Consider the following 23,613-nt stretch of genomic DNA (forward strand, 5'->3'; position numbering starts at 1 on the left):
GTGCCCACCACCATCAGAGAACCCGATGTCGCCGTGATCGGCGGCGGCGTGGTCGGCGGCGCCATCGCGCTCGGCCTCGCCCGCAGCGGTGCCAAGGTCGCGATCCTCGACGAAGGCGACACCGCCTTCCGAGCCTCGCGCGGCAATTTCGCGCTGGTCTGGGTGCAGTCCAAGGGTTTTGGCATGCCCGATTACGCGCTCTGGTCGCGCCGCTCCGCCGATAGCTGGCACGAGCTTGCCGCCTCGCTTGCCGGCGAGACCGGGATCGACGTCGCCCATAACCAGCCCGGCGGCTTCATGCTCTGCCTGTCGGAGGAGGAACTCGACAAGCGCGTCGACGCCATGCGCCGCCTCCATAACAGCCGGCCGCTGACCGATTTTCCCTATGAAGTGCTCGACCATGCCGAGACCAAGCGGCGCCTGCCCGCCATCGGCAAGGACGTGGTCGGCTCGCTCTATTCCCCGCTCGACGGCCATGTGAATTCGCTGAAGCTGTTCCGGGCTTTGCGCGAGGCGACGGTCAGGCGCGGCGTCGACTACCGCCCGAACAGCCCGGTCGAGACAATCGTGCCCAGGGATGGCGGCTTCGCCATCACCGGCCCCTGGGGCGAGATGCGCGCCGGGAAGGTCGTGCTTTGCGCCGGTCTCGGTAATGCCCGGCTGGCGCCCATGGTCGGGCTCGACGCGCCGGTGAAGCCGAGCAAGGGCCAGATCATCGTCACCGAGAAGACCGAGCCCTTCCTGCATAACCCGATGGTCACGGTCCGCCAGACCGACGAGGGCGGCGTCATGATCGGCGACAGCCAAGAGGATCGCGGCTTCGACACCGTCGTCGGCCAGCCGATCCTCTCGACCATGGCGGAGCGGGCCGTGAAGATGTTCCCGCGCCTCGCCGGGCTCAACGTCGTCCGGACCTGGTCGGCTTTGCGCGTGATGAGCCCCGACGGCTTCCCTATCTACGACCAGTCGCAAACCCATCCCGGCGCCTTCGTCGTCACCTGCCATTCCGGCGTGACGCTCGCCGCCAATCATGTCCTGACGCTCGCTCCCGCGATCCTCGCCGGCACCTTGCCGGAGAGCGTCGCGAGCTTCACCGCACGGAGGTTCCATGTTCCGGCCCATAGCTGACCTTGCCGCGGGCGGGGAGCTGAGCTTCACCTTCGACGGTAGGCCGCTGACGGCCCGCGCGGGCGACACCGTCGCCGCAGCTCTGCTCACCAACGGCATCACCGCCTGCCGCGAGACGCCGGTCTCCGACACCGCGCGCGCGCCCTATTGCCTGATGGGCGTTTGCTTCGACTGCCTCGTCGTGATCAACGGCATCGGCAACCGACAAGGCTGCCTCGTCCCGCTCGTCGAGGGTATGCGCATCGAGACCCAGCATGGCCGCCGCCATCTGACGGAGGCCGCGGAATGACGCCGATCGCCAGCATCGAACAGCTCGCCGAGACCTATGACCTCCTCGTCGTCGGCGCAGGCCCGGCCGGCCTCTCCGCCGCCGCGCGTGCGGCCGAGCTCGGCCTCTCCGTCCTGCTCGCCGACGAAAACCCGGCGCCGGGCGGCCAGATCTATCGCGCGGTGACTACGACGCCGGTGAAGAACCGCGCCATCCTCGGCGACGACTACTGGCGCGGCGCCGATATCGTCGCGCGCTTCGAGCGCTCGCAGGCGGCCTACGCCCCGCGCTGCACCGTCTGGTCGATCGGCCCGGACGAGACCGCGCCCGGAACCTTCGAGCTCGGCCTCTCGCTCGACGGCAAGGCCCGCATCATCGGCGCGAAGCAGGTCATCCTCGCGACCGGCGCGCAGGAACGCCCCTTCCCGATTCCCGGCTGGACGCTACCCGGCGTGATGACGGCGGGCGCTGCCCAGATCGCGCTCAAATCCGCCGGCGCCATTCCGTCGGGGCGCACGGTCATCGCCGGCTGCGGCCCGCTGCTTTACCTGCTGGCAGGCCAGCTCGCCGCCGCTGGCTGCCAGATCGCCGCCGTGCTCGACACGACGCCGGCAGTGAACTGGTCGAAGGCGCTCGCCGCCGTCCCGGATTTCCTGCGCTCGCCCTATCTCGCCAAGGGGCTCAAGCTGATGCTGTCGGCCAGACGCAAGCTGCGTTTCGTCTCCGGCGTGACCAGCCTGACGGCGACCGGCAGCGGAAAGCTGGCGACGGTACAGTTCGAGCAAGGCGGTCGCACCGGCACCATCGCCTGCGACACCCTTCTGCTGCATCAGGGCGTGATCCCGAGCGTCAACTTCTCCAACGCTGCCGGCTGCGCCCATGATTTCGACGTGGAGCAGCATGCCTGGGTGCCGCGCGTCGATGCCTGGTTTGCTTCCAGCGTGCCCGGCATCGCCATCGCCGGCGACGGCGCCGGCATCGGCGGCGCGGAAAGCGCGGCCCTCCGCGGCGAGATCGCGGGCCTCAGTGCCGCATCGCGGCTCGGCAAGCTGAACGAGGCCGAACGCGACCGGCAAGCCGAGCCTGTTCGCGCCGAACTGGACAGGAAGCTGCGCGGCCGGCGCTTCCTCGACCTGCTCTACAAGCCGGCGCCGCAATTCCTGGCGCCACCGAAGGACGAAACTATCGTCTGCCGCTGCGAGGAGGTCACCGCCGGTCAGGTCCGCGATGCCGCCGGACGACTCGGCGTCACCGGCCCCAACCAGATGAAGGCCTTCCTGCGCTGCGGCATGGGGCCCTGCCAGGGCCGCCTCTGCGGCCCGACCGTGGTTGAGTTGATCGCCGAGGCGCGCGGTACGACCCCGGCCGAGACCGGCTATTACCGCCTGCGCCCGCCGATCAAGCCGGTGACGCTGGCCGAACTGGCCGCCCTGCCGCAGACCGACGCCTCGGTGAAGGCGGTCGTGCGGTGAGCACATCCGGCAACAGCGCCGATGTGATCGTCATCGGCGGCGGCATCCATGGCTGCTCGACCGCGCTGCACTGCGCGATGCGTGGGCTCTCCGTCATCCTGATCGAGAAGGACCATGCCGGGCGCCACGCCTCCGGCGTCAATGCCGGCGGCGTGCGCCAACTCGCCCGCCATGTCGCGGAAATCCCGCTCTCCAACGCCTCGATGGCGCTCTGGCACAATATCGCCGAGCTGGTCGACGATGATTGCGGCTTCACCAGCGACGGGCAGGTTCTGGTTGCTGAGGATGAGGCCGATCTCGAAGGCTGCCGCGCCCGCGTCGCCGACCTGACGCTGCGCGGCTTCCATCATGAGGAAATGATCGACGCGAAGGAACTGCGCGCCATTGTCCCCGCCGTCTCCGAGACCTGCCCAGGCGGCGTGATCTCGCGGCGCGACGGCGCCGCGATTCCCCTGCGCGCGACACAAGCCTTCAAGCGCAAGGCCGAAAGCCTCGGCGTCGCCATCCGCGAAGGCGTGCGCGTGACCAAGGTCGGACAGGATGGGCCGAACTGGCGCGTCGTCACCGATGCCGGCGATTTCCTCGCCCCTCGCATCGTCAACGCCGCCGGTGCCTGGGCCGACCGCATCGCCGCCGATCTCGGCGAGCCCGTGCCGCTCTCGGTCATCGCGCCGATGCTGATGATCACCGCGCCTTTGCCGGCCTTCATCAAGCCCGTGGTGATCCTGCGCGGGCGAAAGCTCTCCTTCAAGCAGTTCGACAACGGCACGGTGCTGATCGGCGGCGGCCATCTCGGGACGCCCTTGCGCGACCAGAACGTCACTCTGCTCGACTGGCGCAAGCTCGCGATCAGCGCCGGCACGGTCTGGGACCTCTTCCCGGTCATGCGCGGCGCACCGATCGTGCGCGCCTGGGCCGGGATCGAGGCCCGCATGCCGGACGACCTGCCGGTCTTCGGCAAGAGCGCCAGGCATGACGGCGTCTACCACCAGTTCGGCTTCTCGGCCCATGGCTTCCAGCTCGGCCCCGGCGCTGGCGCCGTGATGGCGGAGATCATCGCGACCGGCCGCTCGAACGTGCCGATCGACGGCCTCGACATCGCCCGTTTCAGCACCATCCACTGAGTTTCAACCCAGGAGAAGACCCATGGCCATCAAGCGCTCGATCCGCACGCCCATCCAGAACCGCGTCGTCGAGACCGGCAACCTCGCCTTTGTCGGCGGCGTCGTCGCCGACGACACCAAGCAGGGCATGGGTCCGCAGACGCAGAACATCCTCGGCAAGATCGAGGGCTATCTCGGCGAGGTCGGGCTCGACCGCAAGGCGATCGTCGCCGCCCAGATCTTCGTCACCGATCTCAAGCTGAAGAAGGAGATGGACGCGGTCTGGACCAGCTTCTTCGGCGAGGACATGCCGACCCGCGCCACCGTCGGTGTCGCCGATCTCGGCGGCCCGCTGATCGAGATCGTGGTCACCGCCTCGCGCTGATCCGTTTCAGAGAATGACAAGGCTGCAGGCGCATGATCGCGCCCGCAGCCCATCGGCGGAAAGCGCGAACAGGGGTGCCCAACCTCCCAACGCTGGCATAGGTTCGTCACCTGACGACAGCCTCGAGACCAGCATGCAGCACGCTTCCGACCATTCCGACATCCGCGATGCCGTCGCCAGGCTCTGCGTCGATTTCCCAGGCGAATACTGGCGCAAGCTTGATCGCGAGATGGCCTATCCGGCCGGATTCGTCGCAGCACTCACCGAAAGCGGCTTCCTCTCGGCCTTGATCCCCGAGGAATATGGTGGTGCCGGCCTCACGCTCTCGGCCGCGGCTGTCATCATGGAGGAAATCCAGCGCCAGGGCTGCAACGGTGCCGCCTGCCACGCCCAGATGTATGTGATGGGCACGGTGCTGCGCCACGGCAGCGAGGACCAGAAGCAGCGCTACCTGCCCAAAATCGCCTCGGGCGAACTGCGCCTCCAGGCCTTCGGCGTCACCGAGCCGACCAGCGGCACCGATACGACCGCGCTCAGGACGACCGCCCGCCGCGAGGGCGACCACTACATCGTCAACGGCCAGAAGATCTGGACGAGCCGCGCCGCGCAATCCGACCTGATGCTGCTGCTCGCCCGCACCACGCCGCGCGATCAGGTCGCCAAGCGCACCGACGGGCTCTCGGTCTTCATCCTCGACATGCGCGAGGCGCTGAAGGACGGACTGACCATCCGCCCGATCCGCACGATGATGAACCACGCCACCACCGAGGTCTTCTTCGACAATGTGAAGGTTCCCGCCGAAAACCTCGTCGGCGAGGAGGGCAAGGGCTTCCGCTACATCCTCTCCGGCATGAATGCCGAGCGTATCCTGATCGCCGCCGAATGCGTCGGCGATGCCAAATGGTTCATCGACAAGGCCTCGACCTATGCCAGGGAGCGCCATGTCTTCGGCCGGCCGATCGGCCAGAACCAGGGCATCCAGTTCCCGATCGCCAAGGCCTACGCCAACATGCGCGCCGCCGAGCTGATGGTGCGCGAGGCGATCCGGCTCTACGAGGCCGGCGCCAATCCGGGCGCCGAGGCGAACATGGCCAAGATGCTGGCGGCCGATGCCTCCTTCGAGGCCGCCAACGCCTGCGTCCAGACGCATGGCGGCTTCGGCTTTGCCGAAGAATACGATGTCGAGCGCAAGTTCAGGGAGACGCGGCTCTATCAGGTCGCGCCGATCTCGACGAACCTGATCCTCTCCTATCTCGCCGAGCATGTGCTGGGCATGCCGCGCTCGTACTGACCGAAGGCCTGAGGGGTTCAGGCCGAGGCTGGCACGTCGGGCGCCAGGCTGACGCGGTCGAGCTTCGGCGTCATCGTGTCGAGCAGCGGCAGCGCGGCGGCTCCGAGCGCTGCCGTCAATCGCCCGGTCGCGCCGCGCTGGACGCGTGGGATCGTCCGCCCCGAACGGTTCGCCACCGAAACGGCCAAGGGCGACATCGCCACGATCAGCGCATCGATCACCGTATCCGGCATCTCGCCGCCGAGGATCACGGTCTCCGGATCGAAAAGATTCTCCAGCATGGTCACGACCGGCGCCAGCAGTCCGGCCGCCTCCACGATCCAGCCGGACAGCGCCGGATTTCCGTCACGGTGCAGGCGCGCGATCTCCTCCGGCCCGACGCCCGAGATGCCGGCCTCCCGCAATGTCTCCGCCAGCGCATGGAAGGAGGCATAGCGTTCGAGGCAGCCATATCCGCCGCAGGCACAGGCGCGCCCGTAGCGCACCACAGGAATATGGCCGATCTCGCCGGCATTGCCGAAGGCCCCGCGATAGGGCTGACCGGCGACGATGACGCCGAGCCCGAGGCCGGCGCCGAAATAGATCTGGCAGAAATGGCGTAGATTCCGGCCGAGCCCGTGGAGGTGCTCGCCCACCGCCGCCGCATTGGCATCGTTCTCGATCACCACGGGCGTGTTCAGGGCATCCTGCAGAAGCTGCGCTGCATCCTGCCCGGCCCAGCCCGGCAGGGGCGAGGTCCCGACCGAGTTCATGCCCTCGATCTCGAAGGGGCCGGGCATCACCACCCCGCAGCCGAGCAGGCGCTCGGGCAGGCCGGCCTCGCGCCGCACGGCCGCCAGCTCCGCCGCGGCCGTCTTCTGTACGCCCGCGACGGTCGTATCCGCGAGAGGCGTGATGCGCTGCGCTCTGATCCGCCCGGCGAGGTCGACGAGGACCGTGGTCACGTGATCCGCCGCGATCTCCATCCCCGCCGTCATTCCGCCTTCGGGATTGACGGCGAATTCCACAGGCGGCTGGCCTCGCGCCGTCCGGCGCCGGCCGAGCTCGATCAGGAATCCCTCCTCGACCAGCTCGGCGACGATGTTGGAGACCGCCTGGGCCGTGAGCCTAGTCAAGACCGCGATGTCAGAACGGCCGAGCTGCCCGTGCTGGCGCACGGTTTCCAGCACGACCCGGCGGTTATGGCTGCGCGTCCGCTCGGGATTGGTGCCGACGGCGACGCTGCGGGAAGGTGGAACGGGACGGTTCGGCATAGGCGGTCGCAAGGGAACGGGCGGACAACCTGCGTCGGCAATTAATCCAACTCAAGTGAATTAATGGATTGACAGCTGCGGGCCGGCGAGATGACGATGCGTGCAAGCCTCCCGAATGCCGCCCGCCGGCAGGGATGGAGGACAACGAAATCAGGGGAGAGGGTCATGCGCGGCTTACGCGGGATGCTGTTGGGTCTGATGGTCTCGGTCGGCGCGGTCGCCGGCGCGAAGGCGCAGACCGTCGAGATCGAGTACTGGCAGTATGTCTTCGACGCGCGCGTCAAGGCGATGACCGAGCTGATCAAGCGCTTCGAGGCCGCCAACCCGAATATCAAGGTCAAGCAGACGACCTTCCCCTATGCCGACTACCAGACCAAGATCGCGGCGGCGATGCCGGCCGGCCAGGGCCCGGATGTCGTGCAGCTCTTCTATGGCTGGCTCGACAATTTCGTCGGCGCCAAGTTCATCCAGCCGCTGCCGCGCGACGCCTTACCGCCCGCCGCGATCGAGAAGGAGTTCTATCCGATCGTCTCGGCGATGAAGCGCGACGGCGAGTATTACGCGCTGCCGACGGCGGTGCGCTCGCTCGCGCTGTTCTATAACAAGAAGCTCTTCCAGGAGGCCGGGCTCGACCCGAACACACCGCCCAAGACCGTCGACGAACTGCTCGACTTCGCCAAGAAGACGACCAAGCGCGACGGCGCCGGCAACATGCTCTCCGCCGGCATCACGCTCGACTTCCCCGGCCAGGATTACCATTGGTGGCGCGAGACGCTGCTGCGCCAGAATGGCGGCGCGCCCTATAGCGACGACAACAAGACCGTGACCTACAACAGCGAGGCCGGCGCCAAGTCACTGAACTGGTATGCCGATCTCCAGCGCACCCACAAGGTCGGCCAGGTCGGCTTCATGGACGAGGGCCAGGCCGCTTTCCGTGCCGGCCGCGCCGCGATGACCATCGACGGCTCGTTCCGCTTGGGCGCCTTCGGCGGCATCAAGGCCTTCGAATGGGGCGTCGCCGAGCTGCCAGCATCGGCCGATGGCAAGAAGGCGAATTTCGCCAGCTACTGGGTCAACGCCATCACCACCAAGCCAACCGGCCCGAAGCTGGAAGCGGCCAAGAAGTTCCTCGCCTTCGTCACCACGCCCGAGGCGATGCAGCTCTGGCTCGAGACCGTCGGCGAGCTGCCGGCGCGCAAGGAAGCGGCCGAGACCGAGAAGAACCTGAACCACCCGGTCTACGGGCCGTTCCTCAAGGCGCTCAGCTATTCGCACGCAACGGTCTTCGTCGACGAGATGGCCCAGCGCCAGGTCGCGCTCGACATGATCAACCGCGTGCTGCTGCAGAACCAGGACGCCAAGGCTGCGCTCACTGATGCCGCCAAGGCCGAGCAGGCCATTCTCGACCGCTTCTACAAGAAGTGATGCGGGCCGGGCGCCGGATCGGATTGTCGCGATGAACACCTCTTCGTCTCGCGTCGATGCGCGGTCCGGCGCCCGCCTCTTTTCGGGCCTCGGCATGCGCCAGAAACAGGTCCTCTGGGCCTGGTCTTTCCTGGCCGTGCCGGTGCTGTTCTATGCGGTGGTACGCTTCTATCCGACGCTTGAAGCCTTCTGGATCGCCACCACCAACTGGAACCTGCTGACCAAGCCCTCCTTCATCGGGCTGGCCAATTTCAAGCGGCTGATAGCCGATCCGGTGTTCTGGCAGGTCTTCCGCAACACCGCGCTCTACCTGCTGCTGGGCACACCGATCAGCCTGCTCCTCGCCTTCACCATCGCCTATCATCTCGACCGCGTGCGCTTCCTGCACGGCTTCATCCGGGCTTTGTATTTCCTGCCCTTCCTGACGACCGCCGCAGCGATGGCCTGGGTCTGGCGCTGGTTCTACCAGCCGGTCCCGATCGGCCTGTTCAACAATCTGCTCGCCGGGCTCGGCATCGCCCAGCAGCCCTTCCTGCGCTCGACAACGCAATCACTGCCGGCCGTGCTGGCGCCCGCGATCTGGGCCGGTCTCGGCTTCCAGGTCGTGATCTTCATGGCGGGCCTGCGCGCCATCCCGACGACCTATTACGAGGCCGCCCGCATCGACGGCGTCTCGAACGGAACGATCCTGCGGCGCATCACCTTGCCGCTGCTCAAGCCGACGATCGTCTTCCTCGTTGTCTTCTCCTCGATCGGGTTCCTGCGGATCTTCGATCAGGTCTACAACATGACCAGCCAGACGAGCAGCGACCCCGGCGGCCCCCTGAACGCCACCAAGCCGCTCGTGCTGATGATCTACCAGACGGCCTTCTCGTCCTTCGACATGGGCTATGCCGCGGCCCAGACCGTCGTGCTCTTCCTCGTGCTGCTCGTGGTCTCGCTGCTGCAGCTTAGGCTGCTGAAGGACCGCTGATGAGCGCCGTCGCTCCCCCAATGGCCCTGCGCATCGAGCCCGGCCGCATCATCACCTGGCTGCTGCTCTTCGGTGGCGGCCTCTTGATGGTGACGCCGCTCGTCTTCATGTTCGCGACCTCGCTGAAGGATTCCTCCGAGATCTACGATCTCGCCTTCTTCCCTGCCCATCCGACGCTCGGCAACTACGTGACCGTGCTCTCGGACGGCCGCTTCCTGCGCTGGTTCGCCAATTCCTTCGGCATCGCCACGGCGGTCACGCTCTCGAACGTCTTCTTCGACAGCCTCGTCGGCTACACCCTCGCGAAATTCCAGTTCCGCGGCCGTTATCTCGTCTTCATCGCCATCCTCTCGACGCTGATGATCCCGACCGAGATGCTGGTCATTCCCTGGTACGTCATGGCCAAGAACTTCGGCTGGCTCGACAGCTACTGGGGCATCATGTTCCCGGGGATGATGACGGCCTTCGGCACCTTTCTGATGAAGCAGTTCTTCGAGACCGTGCCGAACGACTTCCTCGAAGCCGCCCGCATCGACGGCCTCAACGAGTTCGCGATCTTCTGGCGCATCGCCCTGCCGCTGGTGACGCCGGCGCTCTCGGCGCTGGCGATCTTCACCTTCCTCAGCAACTGGACCGCCTTCATCTGGCCGCTGATCGTGACGACGTCAAAGGAACTCTACACCTTGCCGGTCGGCCTCACGAGCTTTGCGGTGGAATCGCAGGTCCAGTGGGAATTGATCATGACGGGCGCCGCGCTCGCGACCCTGCCGACGCTGACCGTCTTCCTGCTGCTCCAGCGCTATATCGTGCGCGGCGTGGTCCTCGCCGGCCTCAAGGGCTGATTGCCATGACGAAAACCGATCCCCGCGCGAACGACACGTCCGTCTTCCCCGATCCCATCTACAAGGAGACCGTGCTGCGCCCGCTCTTCGACGGCGCGAAGACGCATCATGTCCAAAGCTTCCGCGCCATCGACCGCGCCCATCTGGTCATGCTCGCCGAGACCGATATCCTGCCTCGCGCCACCGCCGGCCGCATCGCCCGCGCGCTCGCCGAAATCGACAACGAGATCGACCCGGCCGCGCTGAGCTATGACGGCTCGGTCGAGGATTACTTCTTCCTGATCGAGGCCGAGCTGAAGAAGCGCCTACCGGCCGACGATGCCGGGCGCCTCCATACCGGCCGCTCGCGCAACGATATCGACCACACCTTGTTCAAGCTCGCCCTCAAGCCGCGGCTCGACCATATGGCCGGCCTGCTGCGCGCTCTGATCACTGCGACCCTCGATCTCGCCGAGCGCGAGAAGGCCACGCTGATCGTCGCCTATACCCATGGCCAGCCGGCCCAGCCGACGACCTTCGGCCATTACCTCTCGGCCGCGATCGAGGTGATGCTGCGCGACCATGAGCGCCTGGTGCAGGCGCGCGCCTTGCTCGATCTCTCGCCGATGGGTGCCGCCGCGATCACCACCTCGGGCTTCCCGCTGGACCGCGCCCGCGTCGCGCATCTGCTCGGCTTCGCCGCTCCGCTGCAGAACTCCTATGGCTGCATCGCCGCGATCGACTACCTCACTGCGACCTACAGCGCGGTCGAGCTCGTCTTCCTGCATCTCGGCCGCCTGATCCAGGATTTGCAGGTCTGGACCGCCTTCGAAGTCGGCCAGCTCTATGTGCCCAATGCCTTCGTGCAGATCTCCTCGATCATGCCGCAGAAGCGCAATCCGGTGCCGATCGAGCACCTGCGCCACCTGTCATCGCAGACCGTGGCGCGCGCCCGGATGGTCAGGGACATCGTCCACAACACGCCCTTCACCGACATGAACGACGCCGAGGGCGAAACCAACGAAGCCGGCTATCAGGCCTTCGCGACGGGCGAGCGCGTCCTCAGCCTCCTCGCCGCGCTGCTGCCGGCATTGCAGGTCGATGGGCGTCGCGTCGCCGAGAATATCCGCCGCTCCTGCATCACAATCACCGAGCTGGCCGACACGCTGGTCCGTTCGGAGGGCCTCTCGTTCCGCACCGCCCATGAGATCGCGGCCGATGTCGCGCGCGCCGTGGTGGCGGCCGATGGCGACCTGCCGCGCGACGGCTATGCACCCTTCCGCAAGGCCTTCCACGAGCATGCCGGCCACAAGCCCCAATTGAACGAAGCCGCCTTCGCCGAGGCCGTCTCGCCCGAACATTTCGTGGCGGTGCGCGAGCGCTTCGGCGGCCCGGGGCCGCAGGCCCTCGCCGCCGCCTTCGCCGGCTATCGCGGCGTGCTGGTGGCCGCCGGCCTCGCCGCGACCGCCACCGCTGCGCGCGAGGCTTCCGCGCGCCATGAACTCGACGCCGCCTTCGCGGATCTGATGGGAGCAGCCTGATGGCGGGTATCGAGCTTCAGGGGCTGGTCAAGCGCTACGGCAAGACGCAGGTCGTCCACGGCATCGACCTCGCGATCGAGGACGGCGAATTCGTCGTCTTCGTCGGCCCTTCCGGCTGCGGAAAGTCGACGACCTTGCGCATGATCGCCGGTCTCGAAGAGATCGATGGCGGCACCATCACCATCGGCGAGCGGCCCGTGAACCGGCTGGAGCCGAAGGAGCGGAACATCGCCATGGTGTTCCAGAACTACGCGATCTATCCGCATATGAGCGTCGCCGAGAATATCGGCTTCGGTCTCTATACGGCCAAGCTCGACAAGGCCGAGAAGCGCCGCCGCATCGAGGAGACCGCCCGCATCCTCGGCCTCGAACCGCTGCTCGAACGCAAGCCCTCGGCACTGTCCGGCGGCCAGCGTCAGCGCGTCGCCATCGGCCGCGCCATGGTGCGCGACCCCGCCGCCTTCCTCTTCGACGAACCGCTCTCCAATCTCGACGCGCAATTGCGCGCCCAGATGCGCCTGGAGATCAAGCGCCTGCACCAGCGGCTCGGCCGCACCATCGTCTTCGTCACCCACGATCAGGTCGAGGCGATGACGCTGGCCGACCGCATCGTGGTGATGCGCGACGGCCGCATCCTCCAGGTCGGCGCACCGATGGAGCTCTACGAGAAGCCGGCCGACGTCTTCACCGCCCGCTTCATCGGCTCCCCGACGATGAACATCCTACCTGGCAGGACCACCGCCGCCGACGGCAAGCCGGCGCTGGAACTCGCCGGCAACACCATCGCCCTGCCCCTGCGCCCGACAGCACTCCCCTCCGAGGTCCTGGTCGGCGTCCGCCCGCAGGAGCTGCGCGTGCTCGCCTCCGGTGACAATGCCGATCTCGTGCTCACCGGCAAGGTCGCGGTCGTCGAGCCGCTGGGCTCGGAAACCTTCGTCCATGTCGAGCATGGCGATGGGCTGATCCTCGCCTCCGCCTCGGCCAAGGCGCCGCCGGTTGTCGGCCACGAGGTTCGCCTCGGCGCCGGCATCGATTCCTTGCGCCTGTTCGACGCGGCGACCGAGCGCGCCCTATGAGCGCCGGGCGCAACCTCGTCCTCAGCATCGGCCGGCTCTACTGCGACATCGTCTTCCGCGGGCTCGACGCGATGCCACGCCTCGGCGAAGAACGTTTCGCCGAGACCGTCGCGATCGTGCCGGGAGGCGGCGGCTTCATCACGGCCGCCCATCTCGCCGCGCTGGGAACGAGAACCGGCCTGCTCGCCCGCATCGGTACGGACCCGCTCTCCGGCACGCTGGCGCCCGCGCTGGCCGATAGCGGTGTCGACCTCCGCTGGCTCGAACGCACGCCCGAGGCCGGCCCGCAGCCGACCGTCGTCATGGTGCAGGATGGTGAGCGCGCCTTCCTGTCCCGGCGCGCCGGCAGCGCCCGTCCGGCGACGCTGAATGCAGCTCTTGCCGACCCTGCCGCCCGGCATCTCCACATCGCCGAATTCGCGACGCTCGCCGAAATCCCCGACCTGATCGGCACCGCGAAGCGCGCCGGCCTCACTGTCTCGCTCGATCCGAGCTGGGACGATGACTGGATCCGCCGGCCCGACCTGATCGCACGGGCCGCCGGCGCCGACATCTTCCTGCCCAACGCGGCCGAGGCGATCGCCATCGCGGGTTGCGGCGATCTCGATGAAGCCGGCAGCCGCCTCGCCCGGCATTTCCCGATCGTCGTCATCAAGGACGGCGGCAACGGCGCGCGATTGTTCCAGCGCGATAACGCTATCGCACTACCCGCGCCCGAGGGCGGACTGGTTCTCGACACGACGGGAGCGGGCGACGCCTTCAATGCCGGCTTCCTCGCCGCCTGGCTTGCCGGGCGTACCCCGGAGCAGGCTTTGTCGGAAGGCATCGCTTGCGGCACGCTCTCCGTGCGCTCCGTCGGGGGCGCCGGAATGCGGCTGGACCCCGCCGATGTCGATGCCATGAGCCGGGACCTGCTGCACAGCCATGACCGGATCGATGCCTGAAGCGCTCCTGACCCGCGAGGCGGCGGAAGCCGCCGAGGTCGCCGCCCGCCAGATTTCGGCCAATGCCAGCGCCATGGAGCGGCTCGGCGAGCGTTTGCGCCGGCGCAAGCCCGCCTTCATCGCGACCTGTGCCCGCGGCTCCTCCGACCATGCCATGACCTATGGCAAGTACCTGCTGGAGCGGACGCTGGGCCTGCCCGTCGCCTCGCTGGGCCCCAGCCTCGCCTCGGTCTATCGCGAAGAGCTCGATTTGTCCGGGGCCGTGTTCATCGCCGCCTCGCAATCCGGTCGCAGCCCGGACACGCTCCAGTTGACCGAGACCGCCAGGCGCGGCGGCGCGCTGACGATCGGGCTGATCAACGACATGGCCTCGCCGCTCGCCGGGCTGGTCGACGTCGCCTTGCCCCTCGGCGCCGGTCCCGAGACCAGCGTCGCCGCGACCAAGAGCTTCCTCGCCACCGGCATCGCCCTCCTGCATCTCGCCGCGGCCTGGAGCTGCGAGCGGAGCCTGGCCGACGCGCTCGTCAGGTCGCCGGAACTGCTCAGGCAGGCCGGTCTCTGCGACTGGTCGCCCTTCTTTAGGCGTCTTGAGCACGCAACCAGCCTCTATGTCATCGGCCGCGGACTCGGGCTCGGAATCGCCCAGGAAATGGCGCTGAAATTCAAGGAAACCTGCCGCATCCATGCCGAGGCGTTCAGCGCGGCAGAAGTGCTGCACGGGCCGCTGGCGCTGGTGGGGCCGGGCTTTCCGGCGCTGGTGCTCGACCCCGCCGACAAAGGCAGCGACAGCACGCTCTCGGTTGCCCGCAGCTTGGCCGCCCTGGGTGCCAAGATCGCCTATGCCGGCTCCGAGGGGGGCCCGGGCCTCGCCCTGCCCGTGCCGCCGGAGCCGCCGGCCGTGCTCATGCCGCTCCTGCAGGCGCGCGCCTTCTATGGCGGCATCGCGGCGCTCGCAGCCGCACGCGGGCTCGATCCTGATCGCCCGCCGCATCTGCGAAAGGTCACGCAGACGCTTTGAGCCGCGACCGGGCACCGGGCCCTGTTCCGTCGATGCGCAGCTTGCTCTAGACCAGATACGCCCCTGCGCCTCCGGATCATCAGCTCATGAAACAGCCGCTCACGCCCGCTTCGCTCGCCCCGCCCTTCGGCCAGTATTCACATGGCATGAAGGCCGACGCCCGCGGCGTCCTCCTGACCTCCGGCCAGCTCGGCATCAACAGCGACGGCAGCGTCCCGGGCGACGCCGGCGAGCAGGCCCGCATCTGCTTCGAGAGCATCGCGGCGATCCTGCGCGAAGGCGGGCTCTCGATGGCGAATGTCGTGCGCCTCAACGCCTTCGTCACCGACCGCAAGCATATGCCGGCCTATATGAAGGCGCGCGACGAGGCCCTGGCGGATTGCCCGGTGAAGCCGGCCTCGACACTGGTGGTCGTCTCAGGCTTCAGCCGGCCGGAATTCGTGGTCGAGGTCGAGGCAACAGCCGTCTACTGAGCCGGCGGAGTCTCTATCCTCGGACGCTCAATGAGCGCCCGCCTTGACGAAATTGGCGAGTTCCGGCGTCTGCGGATTGGCGAAGAGTTCCTTCGACGGCCCGCTCTCCCAGATCAGCCCCTGGTGCATGAACACGGTGGTGTCGGCCACCGTGCGCGCAAAATTCATCTCGTGCGTCACCAGCAGCATGGTCATGCCGCCCTTGGCGAGCTTCTCCATGACGATCAGCACCTCGCCGGTGAGTTCGGGATCGAGCGCCGAGGTGACCTCGTCGAACAGCATCACCTTGGGCTGCATCGCCAGCGAACGGGCGATCGCGACGCGCTGCTGCTGGCCGCCCGAGAGATTATCCGGATAGCTGTCGAATTTCTCGGAGAGCCCGACCTGCGCCAGCACGTCCTTGGCGAGCGCCAGGGCCTGCGCCTGCGGCACGTTCTTGGTGATGCGCGGCGAGAGCATGATGTTCTGCCCCACCGTCAGGTGCGGGAACAGGTTGTAGCTCTGGAAGACGATGCCGACATCCTTGCGCAATTCGCGCAGCTTCGTCGGGTCTTGCGTCATCACATGGCCGGCGACCTCGATCTTGCCGGCGTGGAAGGTCTCGAGCCCGTTGATGCAGCGCAGGAGCGTCGACTTGCCCGAGCCCGACCGGCCGATGATCGCGACCACCTGGCCCGTATCGACGCTGAGCGAAACGCCTTTCAGCACCTCCAGCGAACCGAAGCGCTTATGGATGTCTTCAATGAGAACGGCTGGCATTCATCACCTTTTCGAGATGGCGGCTGAGCCGGGAGAGCGGGAAGCAGATCGCGAAATAGATCGCTGCGACCACGGTGAAGATCTGAAAGGCCTGATAGGTCGCGTTGTTGACCAGCATGCCGGCGCGCATCAGGTCGACGAAGCCGACGACCTGCACGATCGAGGTGTTTTTCACGAGCTGCACGAGGAAGCCGACCGTCGGCGGCAGCGAGATGCGGACCGCCTGCGGCAGGATCACGTGGCGGTAGGTCTGCGCCGGCGAATGCGCCAGCGACATCGAGGCTTCCCATTGCTGGCGCGGCACGGATTCGATCGAGCCGCGCCAGATCTCGGCGAGATAGGCCGAGACATAGATCGACAGCGAGGCCGAGGCCGCAAGGAAGGGCGGCAATTCGATGCCGAGAGCCGAGAGCCCGTAATAGCTCATGAACAGCACCATGAGCACCGGGATCGACTGGATCACCAGGATGTAGCCGCCCGCGAAGCGTCGCAGCCAGCGGATGCGCGACAGGCGCATGAGCGCGAAGGCGCCGCCGATGATGCTCCCGATGAAGAAAGCGATGACGGTGAGCGCCAGCGTCCAGCCGGCGGAGCGCAGGATGAAGAGGATTTCCGGCCAACCGAAGGTCTGCATCAGGCGGCCTCCCCATGCGCTTCGGCGAGGCGGGCAAGGCCCGACACCTGCGGGAAGAGCCTCCGGCCGAGCCAGTTGAGGAAGAGCTTCAGCGAGAGCGCCAGCACGAGATAGATCACGGTGACGACGATATAGGTCTCGAACGAGCGGAACGTGTCCTGCTCGATGATCGCCGCCGTACCCGACAGTTCCTGCACCGAGACGAAGGAGCAGATGCTGGACGCCAGCATCATCAGCACGAACTGGCTCGACAGCGCCGGCCAGACGCGGGCGAAGGCGGGCTGCAGCACGACATGCTTCAGCACCTGCCATTTGCTCATCGCCAGGGCCAGGCCCGCCTCGATCTGCGACTTGTGGATCGAGTCGACGCCGGCGCGGATGATCTCGGTGGCGTAGGCGGCCAGGTTGAGCGTCATCGCCAGGACGGAGGCTTCCAGGCCGTCGAGGCGGATGCCGATCTGCGGGAGCCCGAAGAAGATCATGAAGAGCTGCACCAGGAACGGCGTGTTGCGCATCAGCTCGACATAGGCGTCAACGATATAGCCGGCCCAGCTCCCCGCGAGGCTGCGCAGCGCGGTCATCGCCGTCGCCAGCACGAGGCCCAGCGTGATCGCGACGAAGGACAGCGCGATCGTGAGCCAGACCCCGTGGAGGATCATGGGCCATTTGGAAAAGACGTCTTGGAAGAGCAACGGCCCGCTCCTTCGTCCGGGAAGGTCGATGGTGGTTGCCGGCGCGTTCTGGACGCGCCGGGACATTGGTGTATCCGATCGGAAATCCGATCAGGACGTCGGATCAGAAGGTCGGCAGCGGCGGCAGCGGGCTGCCGACCCACTTCTGCGCGATCGCGTCGAGCTCGCCGTTCTGCTTGACGTAGTAGATGAAGTTGTTGAGCCACTGGCGCAGCTCCCAGGCGTCCTTGCGCATGGTCATCGAGTTCGGCTGCACGCCGAAGACGAACTTGAGCTCGGTATCGGTCTCGCCGCGCGCCTTCATGGCGGCGTTGGCCTGGGCGTCCGGCCCGGCAATGGCCTCGACCTGGCCGGAGAACAGCGCCTGCATGGTGGTGGCGTCGTCCTCGAAGCGCAGGATCGTGAGGTTCAGCTCCTTCTCGCGGCTGGTGAATTCACGCTCGACGCTGGAGCCGCGATTGACCCCGACCTTCTTCCCCTTGAGGTCGGCCCAGGTTTTGATGGCGACGCCCTTCTTGGCATAGATGCCGGTCTGGAAGGCGCTGTAGGGGATCGAGAACATCACGGCCTTGGCGCGCTCCGGCGTCGGCGCCAGCGTGGCGACGAGGAAGTCGACCTTGTTGGCCTCCAGCGCCGGGATGCGGGCGGGCGGCGTCAACTGCACCAGCTCGACCTTCACGCCGAGATATTTGCCGATCAGCGCGATGACATCCGCATCGTAGCCGATGGCGTTGCCCTGGGAATCGACCGAGCCATAGGGCGGGGCGCCGATCAGCACGCCGACCTTCACCGAACCGCGCTTGATGATGTCGGTGATCGTCTGGGCCGAGGCTTGGCTGGCGGCGAGCATGCCGGCGCCGAGCGCGATGGCCAGGCCGGCAATCTTGAGATGCTTGAGCATTTTCACGTGGTGTCTCCTCTGCTGCGGCGGCGCCGCCTGTCTTGGCCCGGCTTCTGGTGGCCGGCTGTGGAAGAACTTGGTTCGGCGCATCGAATTCCTCGAAAAGTGCTGCCACCTCTCGGTCCGATGCCGGAGCGTCAGGCGCTGGCGCGCACGACGTTGACGAGCGGCTCGCCGGCGAAGCGACGCCTGATGTTGTCGGCGATGATCCCCTGCCTGCGGCTGATGGTGCCGCTCGTCCATCCGGACATGTGCGGCGTCATTAAAACGTTTGAAAGCTCATGGAAAGGCAGATTCGCAGGCAACGGATGGCTGTCCCCAGCGCTGGGATAGCGGTACCAGGTATCGATGATCGCCCCGCCGATCCGGCCGCCTTTCAGGGCGTCGAACAGCGCCTGCTCGTCGATGGTCGGGCCGCGCCCGACATTGACGACGACCGCGCCCGGCCGCATCGCGGCAAAGGCGGCGGCACTGAGGATGCCCCTGGTCTCTTCGGTGAACGGCACCGAGACGACGACGACATCGACCGAGCCACAGAATTCGGCGAGCGCATCGAGCGTGAAGGAGCGATCGACCAGGGCCGAGGCCGGCACCGCGCTGCGGTTGGCGACATGGACCTTCATCTCGAAGGCCTTGGCCCGCGCCGCGATCGCCTTGCCGATATGGCCGAAGCCGAGGAGACCGATGGTCTGGCCGGCCATCTCGCCATGGACGCGCTCCGGCGCGCCAGCCCAGTAGGCCCAGTCGCCCTGGCGCAAGCGCCGGTCGGCATCGGCGAGCGGGATATTCCGCGCCAGCAGCGCCGCCATCACGTATTCGGCGATGGCCTGCTCATGGCCGAAGCAGTTGCAGACGGCAGCCGATGCCGGCAGCGCGCCGAGATCGACCATGTCGTAGCCGGCGCCCGGCACATGGAACAGCTTGAGCCCGGCAGGCTGCGGCAGGCCGGCATCGAACTTCACGCCGACGATGACCTCGGCCTCGGCATAGGCTTTCTGGTCGGCACCCGCTTCGAGATGGTCGGGCAAGAGCCGGATCTCGGCCTTGTCGCCGACCAGCTCGGCAAAGCCGTGGCTGAATGAAGCGGCATTCTCGCCGTGGAAGACAACGCGCATGGTCCGGTAATTCCTTCCGTCAGGTCTTCAGCAGCGGCTCGACCCTGCAGTCCAGCAGGGACGGGTCGATCGCCGCTTCCATCTCGTCGAACATCCCGTCCACGAAGCCGATCAGCGCATCGGAGGCGGCGACGGCCTCATCCGCCCGGCGCGCTGCGATGGCGTTCAAAACCGCGATATGGTGGTCGACCGAGACCGCGAGGCCGACCCTCTGCGGCATTGCGCTGTGATAGATGAAGCCGATGCGCCGGAAGATCGTGTGCAGCGGGCGCAGGGTATGTTCGAGGAACGGCTCTGCGGCGGCCGACAGCACCGTCTCGTCGATACGGCGATCCAGCGCGTTGAACTCCGCCAGGCTGAACCGGTCCCGGCGCTCGCGCAGAAGGCGCTCGATATGCAGGAGCTGGTTGCGATGGGACGGGCCGGCTCTCTCGGCCGCCAGCCCGATGACGAAGCGTTCGAGATCGCGGCGCAGGCGCAGCAGCACCCGCTCCCGCGCCAGATCGACCGGCGCGATCTGGAGGCCGTGACGCGGGCGGATGACGATCAGCGTATCCGCCGCCAGCCGGTTGACGGCATGATGGACCGGCGTGCGGCCATAGCCGGTCATATCCTGCAGATCCTGGAGCGATAGGAAGCGGCCCGGCGGAAGCTCGCAGGTGATCAGCATCGCCTCGAGGCGCTCATAGGCGAGCTCGAACAGGTTGACGCGGTTGCGCCGCTTGGGCGCAGGCGCATCTTCTGCCTGTCGGGGTTGGGTCGCGCTGCGCGCCATTCCCGGGTTTCCTCCGCGAGGGCGCTCTTGGTCGGCGCCCGTTGAGGAGGAGCCTAAACATGTTGTGAAATTTTACAAGAGAATGATTTGCCCGAGAGAGCATTTGCCGGCTTGCGCGACCGCGCCCGCATCGCTCCCGCCGAAACTGCACATCAAGTCGAAACGGATCGGTTCGACCGATCGGATGATCTCATCACAAAGGGCAGCCCCTCGAAAGGGTCCCGCTCCAATCAGCCCCAGGTGAACCAGGACAGCCCGTAGCGCGGCTGAAGGCCTTCGCGAGCAAATAGCCGCCGGCAGCTCTCGGGATCGACCTTGCCGTCCTCGCTCCAGTCCAGATCGCCGCGATGGATGCCGCCCGCGATGAAGGCCGCGTCGATCCCGGCCTGCGCCGCGCCCGCGACGTCGTGCTCCAGCGAATCCCCGATGGCGAGCAGGCGCTCGGCCGGACGATCCAGATAACGCAGGCAGCTCCGATAAATCCGCGGATGCGGCTTGCCGTGATAATGGACGGTGCCGCCCATCTCCTCATAGATCAGCGCCGCGAGCCCCGGCGCCTCGTGCAAGGTGCCGTCGGCATGGACCCGGTAGCGATCGGGATTGCCGCAGACCATCGGCAGGCCGCGTCGCAGCGCCTGCTCCAGCACCGGCTTCCAGCCCGCGACCGACTGGCTGTCGGGGTCCATGCTCATCACGAACAGGAAATCGGCCGCCTCCGGCGTTTCCACCAGCGTCAGGCCGAGTCCGCTCGCCAGGCGATCCTCGCCCGGCCGCGCCAGCAGCAGGCAGCGCGTGCCAAGATCCCGATAGGCCGGCTCGGAGCGTTCCAGCAGCGCTTCGCGCGCATCGTCCCCGGCCGAGGCCACGCGGTCGTAGAGATCGCGGGGGAACCCCATGCTGGCAAGCACGGCCTCGTTATCGCGCCCGCTCCGGCCCGAATTTGAGAGGATGATCACGGCCTTGCCCGCCGCCCGCAGGCGTTCGAGGCAGGCGACCGCCTCGGGATAGGGCCGCGTGCCGTCATGCAACACGCCCCACTGGTCGAGCAGGAAGCCGTCATAGCGGTCGACCAGCGCCGAGAGGCCACCGGGGAAGCCGATCTCGGCCTGCGGTTCAGACAATGCGGGAGCGGACATAAGCCGAAAGCGCCTCGCTGATGATGACGATGCCGAGGATGGCGATCAGGATCACGATCGCCTGCGACCAGGCGAACTGGTTGATCGAGGCGTAGAGCAGGAGCCCGATGCCGCCGGCGCCGACGAAGCCGAGCACGCTCGACTCCCGCACATTGATGTCCCAGCGATAGATCGAGGTGCCGATCAGCACGGGCAGGATCTGCGGGAGGATGGCGACTCCATAGACCTGCAAGGTGCTGGCCCCGGTCGATTCCACCGCCTCGATCTGGCCGCCATCAACCTCCTCGATCGCCTCGGCGACGAGCTTGGCGATGAAGCCGATCGAGCGGGCCGCGACCGCGCAGATGCCGGCGACGGGCCCCGGCCCGAAGATCGCGACGAAGAGCAGCCCCCAGATCACCGTGTTGATCGAGCGCGACATCACCAGCATGGCCCGGCCGAGAAGCCAGGTCGCCTGGTTGTAGGTGGTGTTGCGCGCCGCGAGGAAGGCGACCGGCAGCGCGAAGACGATGGCGATCATCGTGCCGAGCGTCGCGATATGCAGTGTCTCGATCAGCGGCTGGACGATGCGCGGCAGATAGGACCAGCGCGGCGGCCACATCCGCTCGATCAGGTCGGCCGCCTGTTCGTGGGCATCGGCGAAGAAGGCCCATTCGATGTCGAGCGCCGAGACCGACCAGGCCGCGGCAAGTGCGATGCCGCCGAGCCAGATCCAATGCACGACGCGCTCGCGCAGCGAATAGCGTTCCCAATGATCGGGATAGCTGCGCATCGGCGCGCGCTCCTGCGGGAGCTGATGCGCGGTCATCTCAGCCTCCGCCGGGCCCAGTCGCTGAACCATTCGCCGAAGGCGACCATCGCCGCGATCGTCAGCAGGATCGCGCTGGCGAAGTCGAAATCATAGCGTGAGAACGAGGCCGAGAGCGTCTGGCCGATGCCGCCGGCACCGACGATGCCGATCACGGTCGAGTGCCGGAGATTGGAATCGAGCCGGTAGATCAGCACGCCCAGCGTCTTGACCAGGACCTGCGGCACCACCGCGTAGAAGAAGGTCTGGCCGAAGCTCGCGCCGGTAGCGCGGATCGCCTCGACCGGGCCGGGCTTCATGTTCTCGATATCCTCGGCCAGCATCTTGCCGAGGAAGATCGCCGAGGAGAAGGCGAGCGTCAGCAAGCCGGCCACCGGGCCGAAGCCGAACAGCTTCACGAAGAAGATCGCGATGATGACCTCGTGGAAGGTTCGGCCGGTGACGATGAAGGCGCGCGCCAGCAGATAAAGCGGCCGCGGCGAGAGATTGGCCGCGGCCGCGATGCCGATCGGGATCGACAGAACCGCGCCGATGATCGTCGCGGCGATGGCGATCTGCACGCTCTCGACCATCCCTGTCAGCAGCAGCTCCCAGCGGCTGAAATCGGGCGGCACCATCCGCTCGAGAATGGTCCAGGCCCGCGGCAGCCCGGCGAGGATGCGGGCCGTATCGACATTGAGCGTCGAGAGCGACCAGACCAGATAGGCGGCAACCAGGGCCCAGAAGGCGAGCCGCCGGCCGGGGCTGCCGAAGATGCTCGGCGCGCGCCAGCGGCTGGGATAGGAGGCGGCGGCCGTCGTCATGACAGCGCGCCGGCCGGCGCCATCGTTGCGACTGTGGCGGGAGCCTCGTCGTCCTCGTCCTGCGGGGTCGACCAGTCTTCCTCGCCATAGATCCGGGTCAGCGCCGCATCGGTCAGGGCCGAGGCCTCCGCGTCGAACACGATCAGCCCGTCCTTCATGCCGATGATGCGGTCGGCATGGGCGCGGGCGAGCGCGACGTCGTGGATATTGATGATCGCGGGGGTCTGACGCTCGGCCACCAGCTCGCGCACGAGCCGCATGATCTGGCGCGAGGTCTTGGGGTCCAGGCTCGCGGTCGGCTCGTCGAGCAGGAGAAGCTCGGGCCGTTGCATCAAGGCGCGCGCGATGCCGACGCGCTGGCGCTGGCCGCCGGAAAGCGCATCCGCCCGCTGGTTGTGGTAGCCGTCGAGCCCGACGCGATCGAGCAGCGCGAAGGCCGCCTGAATATCCTCGGGCGGGAAGCGGTAGCGCAGCGAGGCGAGAAGGCCGGTATAGCCGAGCCGCCCCGAAAGCACGTTCTGCATCACGCTGAGCCGCTCGACCAGGTTGTATTCCTGGAAGATCATGCCGATCCGGCGCCGCGCCGCGCGCAGGCCCTTGCGGTCGAGCGCGACGATGTCCTCGCCGTTGAGCCTGACGCTGCCGGCCGTCGGCTCGACCAGCCGGTTGATGCAGCGGATGAAGGTGCTCTTGCCGGCGCCGGACGAGCCGATCACCGCGACGAGCTGCGGTCGGTCGATCACGACCTCGACACCGCCCAATGCCTTCTTGCCGGTCGGATAGACCTTGGCCAGCCCCGCAACGGCCAGCAGCGGAGCG

25 protein-coding genes are annotated in these 23,613 nt (G+C 67.2%); 14 read left to right on the forward strand and 11 right to left on the reverse strand.

All coding sequences use genetic code 11. From position 1 onward, the window contains the following. From ASE61_RS07345 to ASE61_RS07370, 6 genes are all read left to right on the forward strand, one after another. Positions 1–1,128 carry an NAD(P)/FAD-dependent oxidoreductase gene (locus ASE61_RS07345; RefSeq protein ID WP_061966240.1) on the forward strand — a complete coding sequence of 376 codons (1,128 nt, stop codon included), beginning with the start codon at positions 1–3 and terminating at the stop codon, positions 1,126–1,128. Further along, on the forward strand, positions 1,109–1,417 hold the full coding sequence (locus ASE61_RS07350; RefSeq protein ID WP_061966241.1) for a (2Fe-2S)-binding protein: 309 nt from the start codon (positions 1,109–1,111) through the stop codon (positions 1,415–1,417). The genes ASE61_RS07345 and ASE61_RS07350 overlap by 20 nt, the downstream gene beginning before the upstream one ends. Continuing rightward, a complete protein-coding gene (locus ASE61_RS07355) occupies positions 1,414–2,868 on the forward strand; it encodes an NAD(P)/FAD-dependent oxidoreductase (RefSeq protein ID WP_061966242.1) in 1,455 nt (484 codons plus the stop codon). Before ASE61_RS07350 ends, ASE61_RS07355 begins: the two co-directional genes overlap by 4 nt. Next, the gene (locus ASE61_RS07360) at positions 2,865–3,992 is read left to right on the forward strand and encodes an NAD(P)/FAD-dependent oxidoreductase (RefSeq protein ID WP_061966243.1); all 1,128 of its coding nucleotides are present in this window, start codon (positions 2,865–2,867) and stop codon (positions 3,990–3,992) included. The genes ASE61_RS07355 and ASE61_RS07360 overlap by 4 nt, the downstream gene beginning before the upstream one ends. A gap of 22 nt (positions 3,993–4,014) precedes the next feature. Next, positions 4,015–4,356: a RidA family protein gene (locus ASE61_RS07365; protein WP_061966244.1), complete on the forward strand. Its 342-nt coding sequence runs from the start codon at positions 4,015–4,017 to the stop codon at positions 4,354–4,356. A 133-nt stretch (positions 4,357–4,489) separates the two neighbouring features. Then, complete coding sequence (locus ASE61_RS07370) at positions 4,490–5,647, forward strand: acyl-CoA dehydrogenase family protein (protein ID WP_061966245.1); 1,158 nt, start codon at positions 4,490–4,492, stop codon at positions 5,645–5,647. 17 nt (positions 5,648–5,664) lie between these two features. Here ASE61_RS07370 and ASE61_RS07375 read toward each other — a convergent pair whose 3' ends face one another. Then, positions 5,665–6,900 carry an ROK family protein gene (locus tag ASE61_RS07375; RefSeq protein ID WP_061966246.1) on the reverse strand — a complete coding sequence of 412 codons (1,236 nt, stop codon included), beginning with the start codon at positions 6,898–6,900 and terminating at the stop codon, positions 5,665–5,667. Between the two features lie 165 nt (positions 6,901–7,065). On the opposite strand from ASE61_RS07375, the gene ASE61_RS07380 reads away from it, so the two are divergent. From ASE61_RS07380 to ASE61_RS07415, 8 genes are all read left to right on the forward strand, one after another. Beyond that, a complete protein-coding gene (locus ASE61_RS07380; RefSeq protein ID WP_061966247.1) occupies positions 7,066–8,325 on the forward strand; it encodes an extracellular solute-binding protein in 1,260 nt (419 codons plus the stop codon). Between the two features lie 31 nt (positions 8,326–8,356). Further along, positions 8,357–9,298, forward strand: coding sequence for a carbohydrate ABC transporter permease (locus ASE61_RS07385; protein WP_061966248.1), 942 nt, complete (start codon positions 8,357–8,359; stop codon positions 9,296–9,298). Then, positions 9,298–10,140, forward strand: coding sequence for a carbohydrate ABC transporter permease (locus tag ASE61_RS07390; protein ID WP_061966249.1), 843 nt, complete (start codon positions 9,298–9,300; stop codon positions 10,138–10,140). Before ASE61_RS07385 ends, ASE61_RS07390 begins: the two co-directional genes overlap by 1 nt. Before the next feature lie 5 nt (positions 10,141–10,145). Beyond that, the gene (gene argH, locus ASE61_RS07395; RefSeq protein ID WP_061966250.1) at positions 10,146–11,660 is read left to right on the forward strand and encodes an argininosuccinate lyase; all 1,515 of its coding nucleotides are present in this window, start codon (positions 10,146–10,148) and stop codon (positions 11,658–11,660) included. Then, the gene (locus tag ASE61_RS07400) at positions 11,660–12,736 is read left to right on the forward strand and encodes an ABC transporter ATP-binding protein (RefSeq protein ID WP_061966251.1); all 1,077 of its coding nucleotides are present in this window, start codon (positions 11,660–11,662) and stop codon (positions 12,734–12,736) included. The genes argH and ASE61_RS07400 overlap by 1 nt, the downstream gene beginning before the upstream one ends. Then, a complete protein-coding gene (locus tag ASE61_RS07405; RefSeq protein ID WP_082617278.1) occupies positions 12,733–13,680 on the forward strand; it encodes a carbohydrate kinase family protein in 948 nt (315 codons plus the stop codon). Before ASE61_RS07400 ends, ASE61_RS07405 begins: the two co-directional genes overlap by 4 nt. After that, the gene (locus tag ASE61_RS07410) at positions 13,673–14,698 is read left to right on the forward strand and encodes an SIS domain-containing protein (protein ID WP_200959610.1); all 1,026 of its coding nucleotides are present in this window, start codon (positions 13,673–13,675) and stop codon (positions 14,696–14,698) included. The genes ASE61_RS07405 and ASE61_RS07410 overlap by 8 nt, the downstream gene beginning before the upstream one ends. Positions 14,699–14,784: 86 nt before the next feature. Beyond that, positions 14,785–15,171 (forward strand): RidA family protein, encoded by a 387-nt coding sequence (locus tag ASE61_RS07415; RefSeq protein ID WP_061966253.1) that lies wholly within the window; start codon positions 14,785–14,787, stop codon positions 15,169–15,171. 27 nt (positions 15,172–15,198) lie between these two features. Here ASE61_RS07415 and ASE61_RS07420 read toward each other — a convergent pair whose 3' ends face one another. From ASE61_RS07420 to phnC, 10 genes are all read right to left on the reverse strand, one after another. Further along, positions 15,199–15,930, reverse strand: a complete 732-nt coding sequence (locus ASE61_RS07420) for an amino acid ABC transporter ATP-binding protein (RefSeq protein ID WP_061966254.1) — start codon at positions 15,928–15,930, stop codon at positions 15,199–15,201. Next, the gene (locus tag ASE61_RS07425; protein WP_061966255.1) at positions 15,911–16,564 is read right to left on the reverse strand and encodes an amino acid ABC transporter permease; all 654 of its coding nucleotides are present in this window, start codon (positions 16,562–16,564) and stop codon (positions 15,911–15,913) included. The genes ASE61_RS07420 and ASE61_RS07425 overlap by 20 nt, the downstream gene beginning before the upstream one ends. Continuing rightward, positions 16,564–17,223 carry an amino acid ABC transporter permease gene (locus tag ASE61_RS07430; protein ID WP_061966282.1) on the reverse strand — a complete coding sequence of 220 codons (660 nt, stop codon included), beginning with the start codon at positions 17,221–17,223 and terminating at the stop codon, positions 16,564–16,566. The genes ASE61_RS07425 and ASE61_RS07430 overlap by 1 nt, the downstream gene beginning before the upstream one ends. 136 nt (positions 17,224–17,359) lie before the next feature. Further along, a complete protein-coding gene (locus tag ASE61_RS07435) occupies positions 17,360–18,157 on the reverse strand; it encodes a transporter substrate-binding domain-containing protein (protein ID WP_082617279.1) in 798 nt (265 codons plus the stop codon). A 137-nt stretch (positions 18,158–18,294) separates the two neighbouring features. Further along, entirely contained in the window at positions 18,295–19,272 is a 978-nt protein-coding gene (locus tag ASE61_RS07440; RefSeq protein WP_061966257.1) for a 2-hydroxyacid dehydrogenase, read from the reverse strand. A 19-nt stretch (positions 19,273–19,291) separates the two neighbouring features. Continuing rightward, a complete protein-coding gene (locus tag ASE61_RS07445; protein WP_061966258.1) occupies positions 19,292–20,047 on the reverse strand; it encodes a GntR family transcriptional regulator in 756 nt (251 codons plus the stop codon). A 230-nt stretch (positions 20,048–20,277) separates the two neighbouring features. After that, positions 20,278–21,168 carry a TIGR01459 family HAD-type hydrolase gene (locus ASE61_RS07450; RefSeq protein ID WP_061966259.1) on the reverse strand — a complete coding sequence of 297 codons (891 nt, stop codon included), beginning with the start codon at positions 21,166–21,168 and terminating at the stop codon, positions 20,278–20,280. Continuing rightward, entirely contained in the window at positions 21,161–21,991 is an 831-nt protein-coding gene (gene phnE, locus ASE61_RS07455; RefSeq protein ID WP_244492753.1) for a phosphonate ABC transporter, permease protein PhnE, read from the reverse strand. Before phnE (ASE61_RS07455) ends, ASE61_RS07450 begins: the two co-directional genes overlap by 8 nt. Next, positions 21,988–22,794, reverse strand: a complete 807-nt coding sequence (gene phnE / locus ASE61_RS07460; RefSeq protein WP_061966260.1) for a phosphonate ABC transporter, permease protein PhnE — start codon at positions 22,792–22,794, stop codon at positions 21,988–21,990. The genes phnE (ASE61_RS07455) and phnE (ASE61_RS07460) overlap by 4 nt, the downstream gene beginning before the upstream one ends. Continuing rightward, positions 22,791–23,606 carry a phosphonate ABC transporter ATP-binding protein gene (gene phnC / locus ASE61_RS07465; RefSeq protein WP_061966284.1) on the reverse strand — a complete coding sequence of 272 codons (816 nt, stop codon included), beginning with the start codon at positions 23,604–23,606 and terminating at the stop codon, positions 22,791–22,793. Before phnC ends, phnE (ASE61_RS07460) begins: the two co-directional genes overlap by 4 nt. Positions 23,607–23,613: the final 7 nt, after the last annotated feature.

Origin of the sequence: Allobosea sp. Root670, from assembly GCF_001429415.1 — a bacterium.
GTDB lineage: Bacteria > Pseudomonadota > Alphaproteobacteria > Rhizobiales > Beijerinckiaceae > Allobosea > Allobosea robiniae.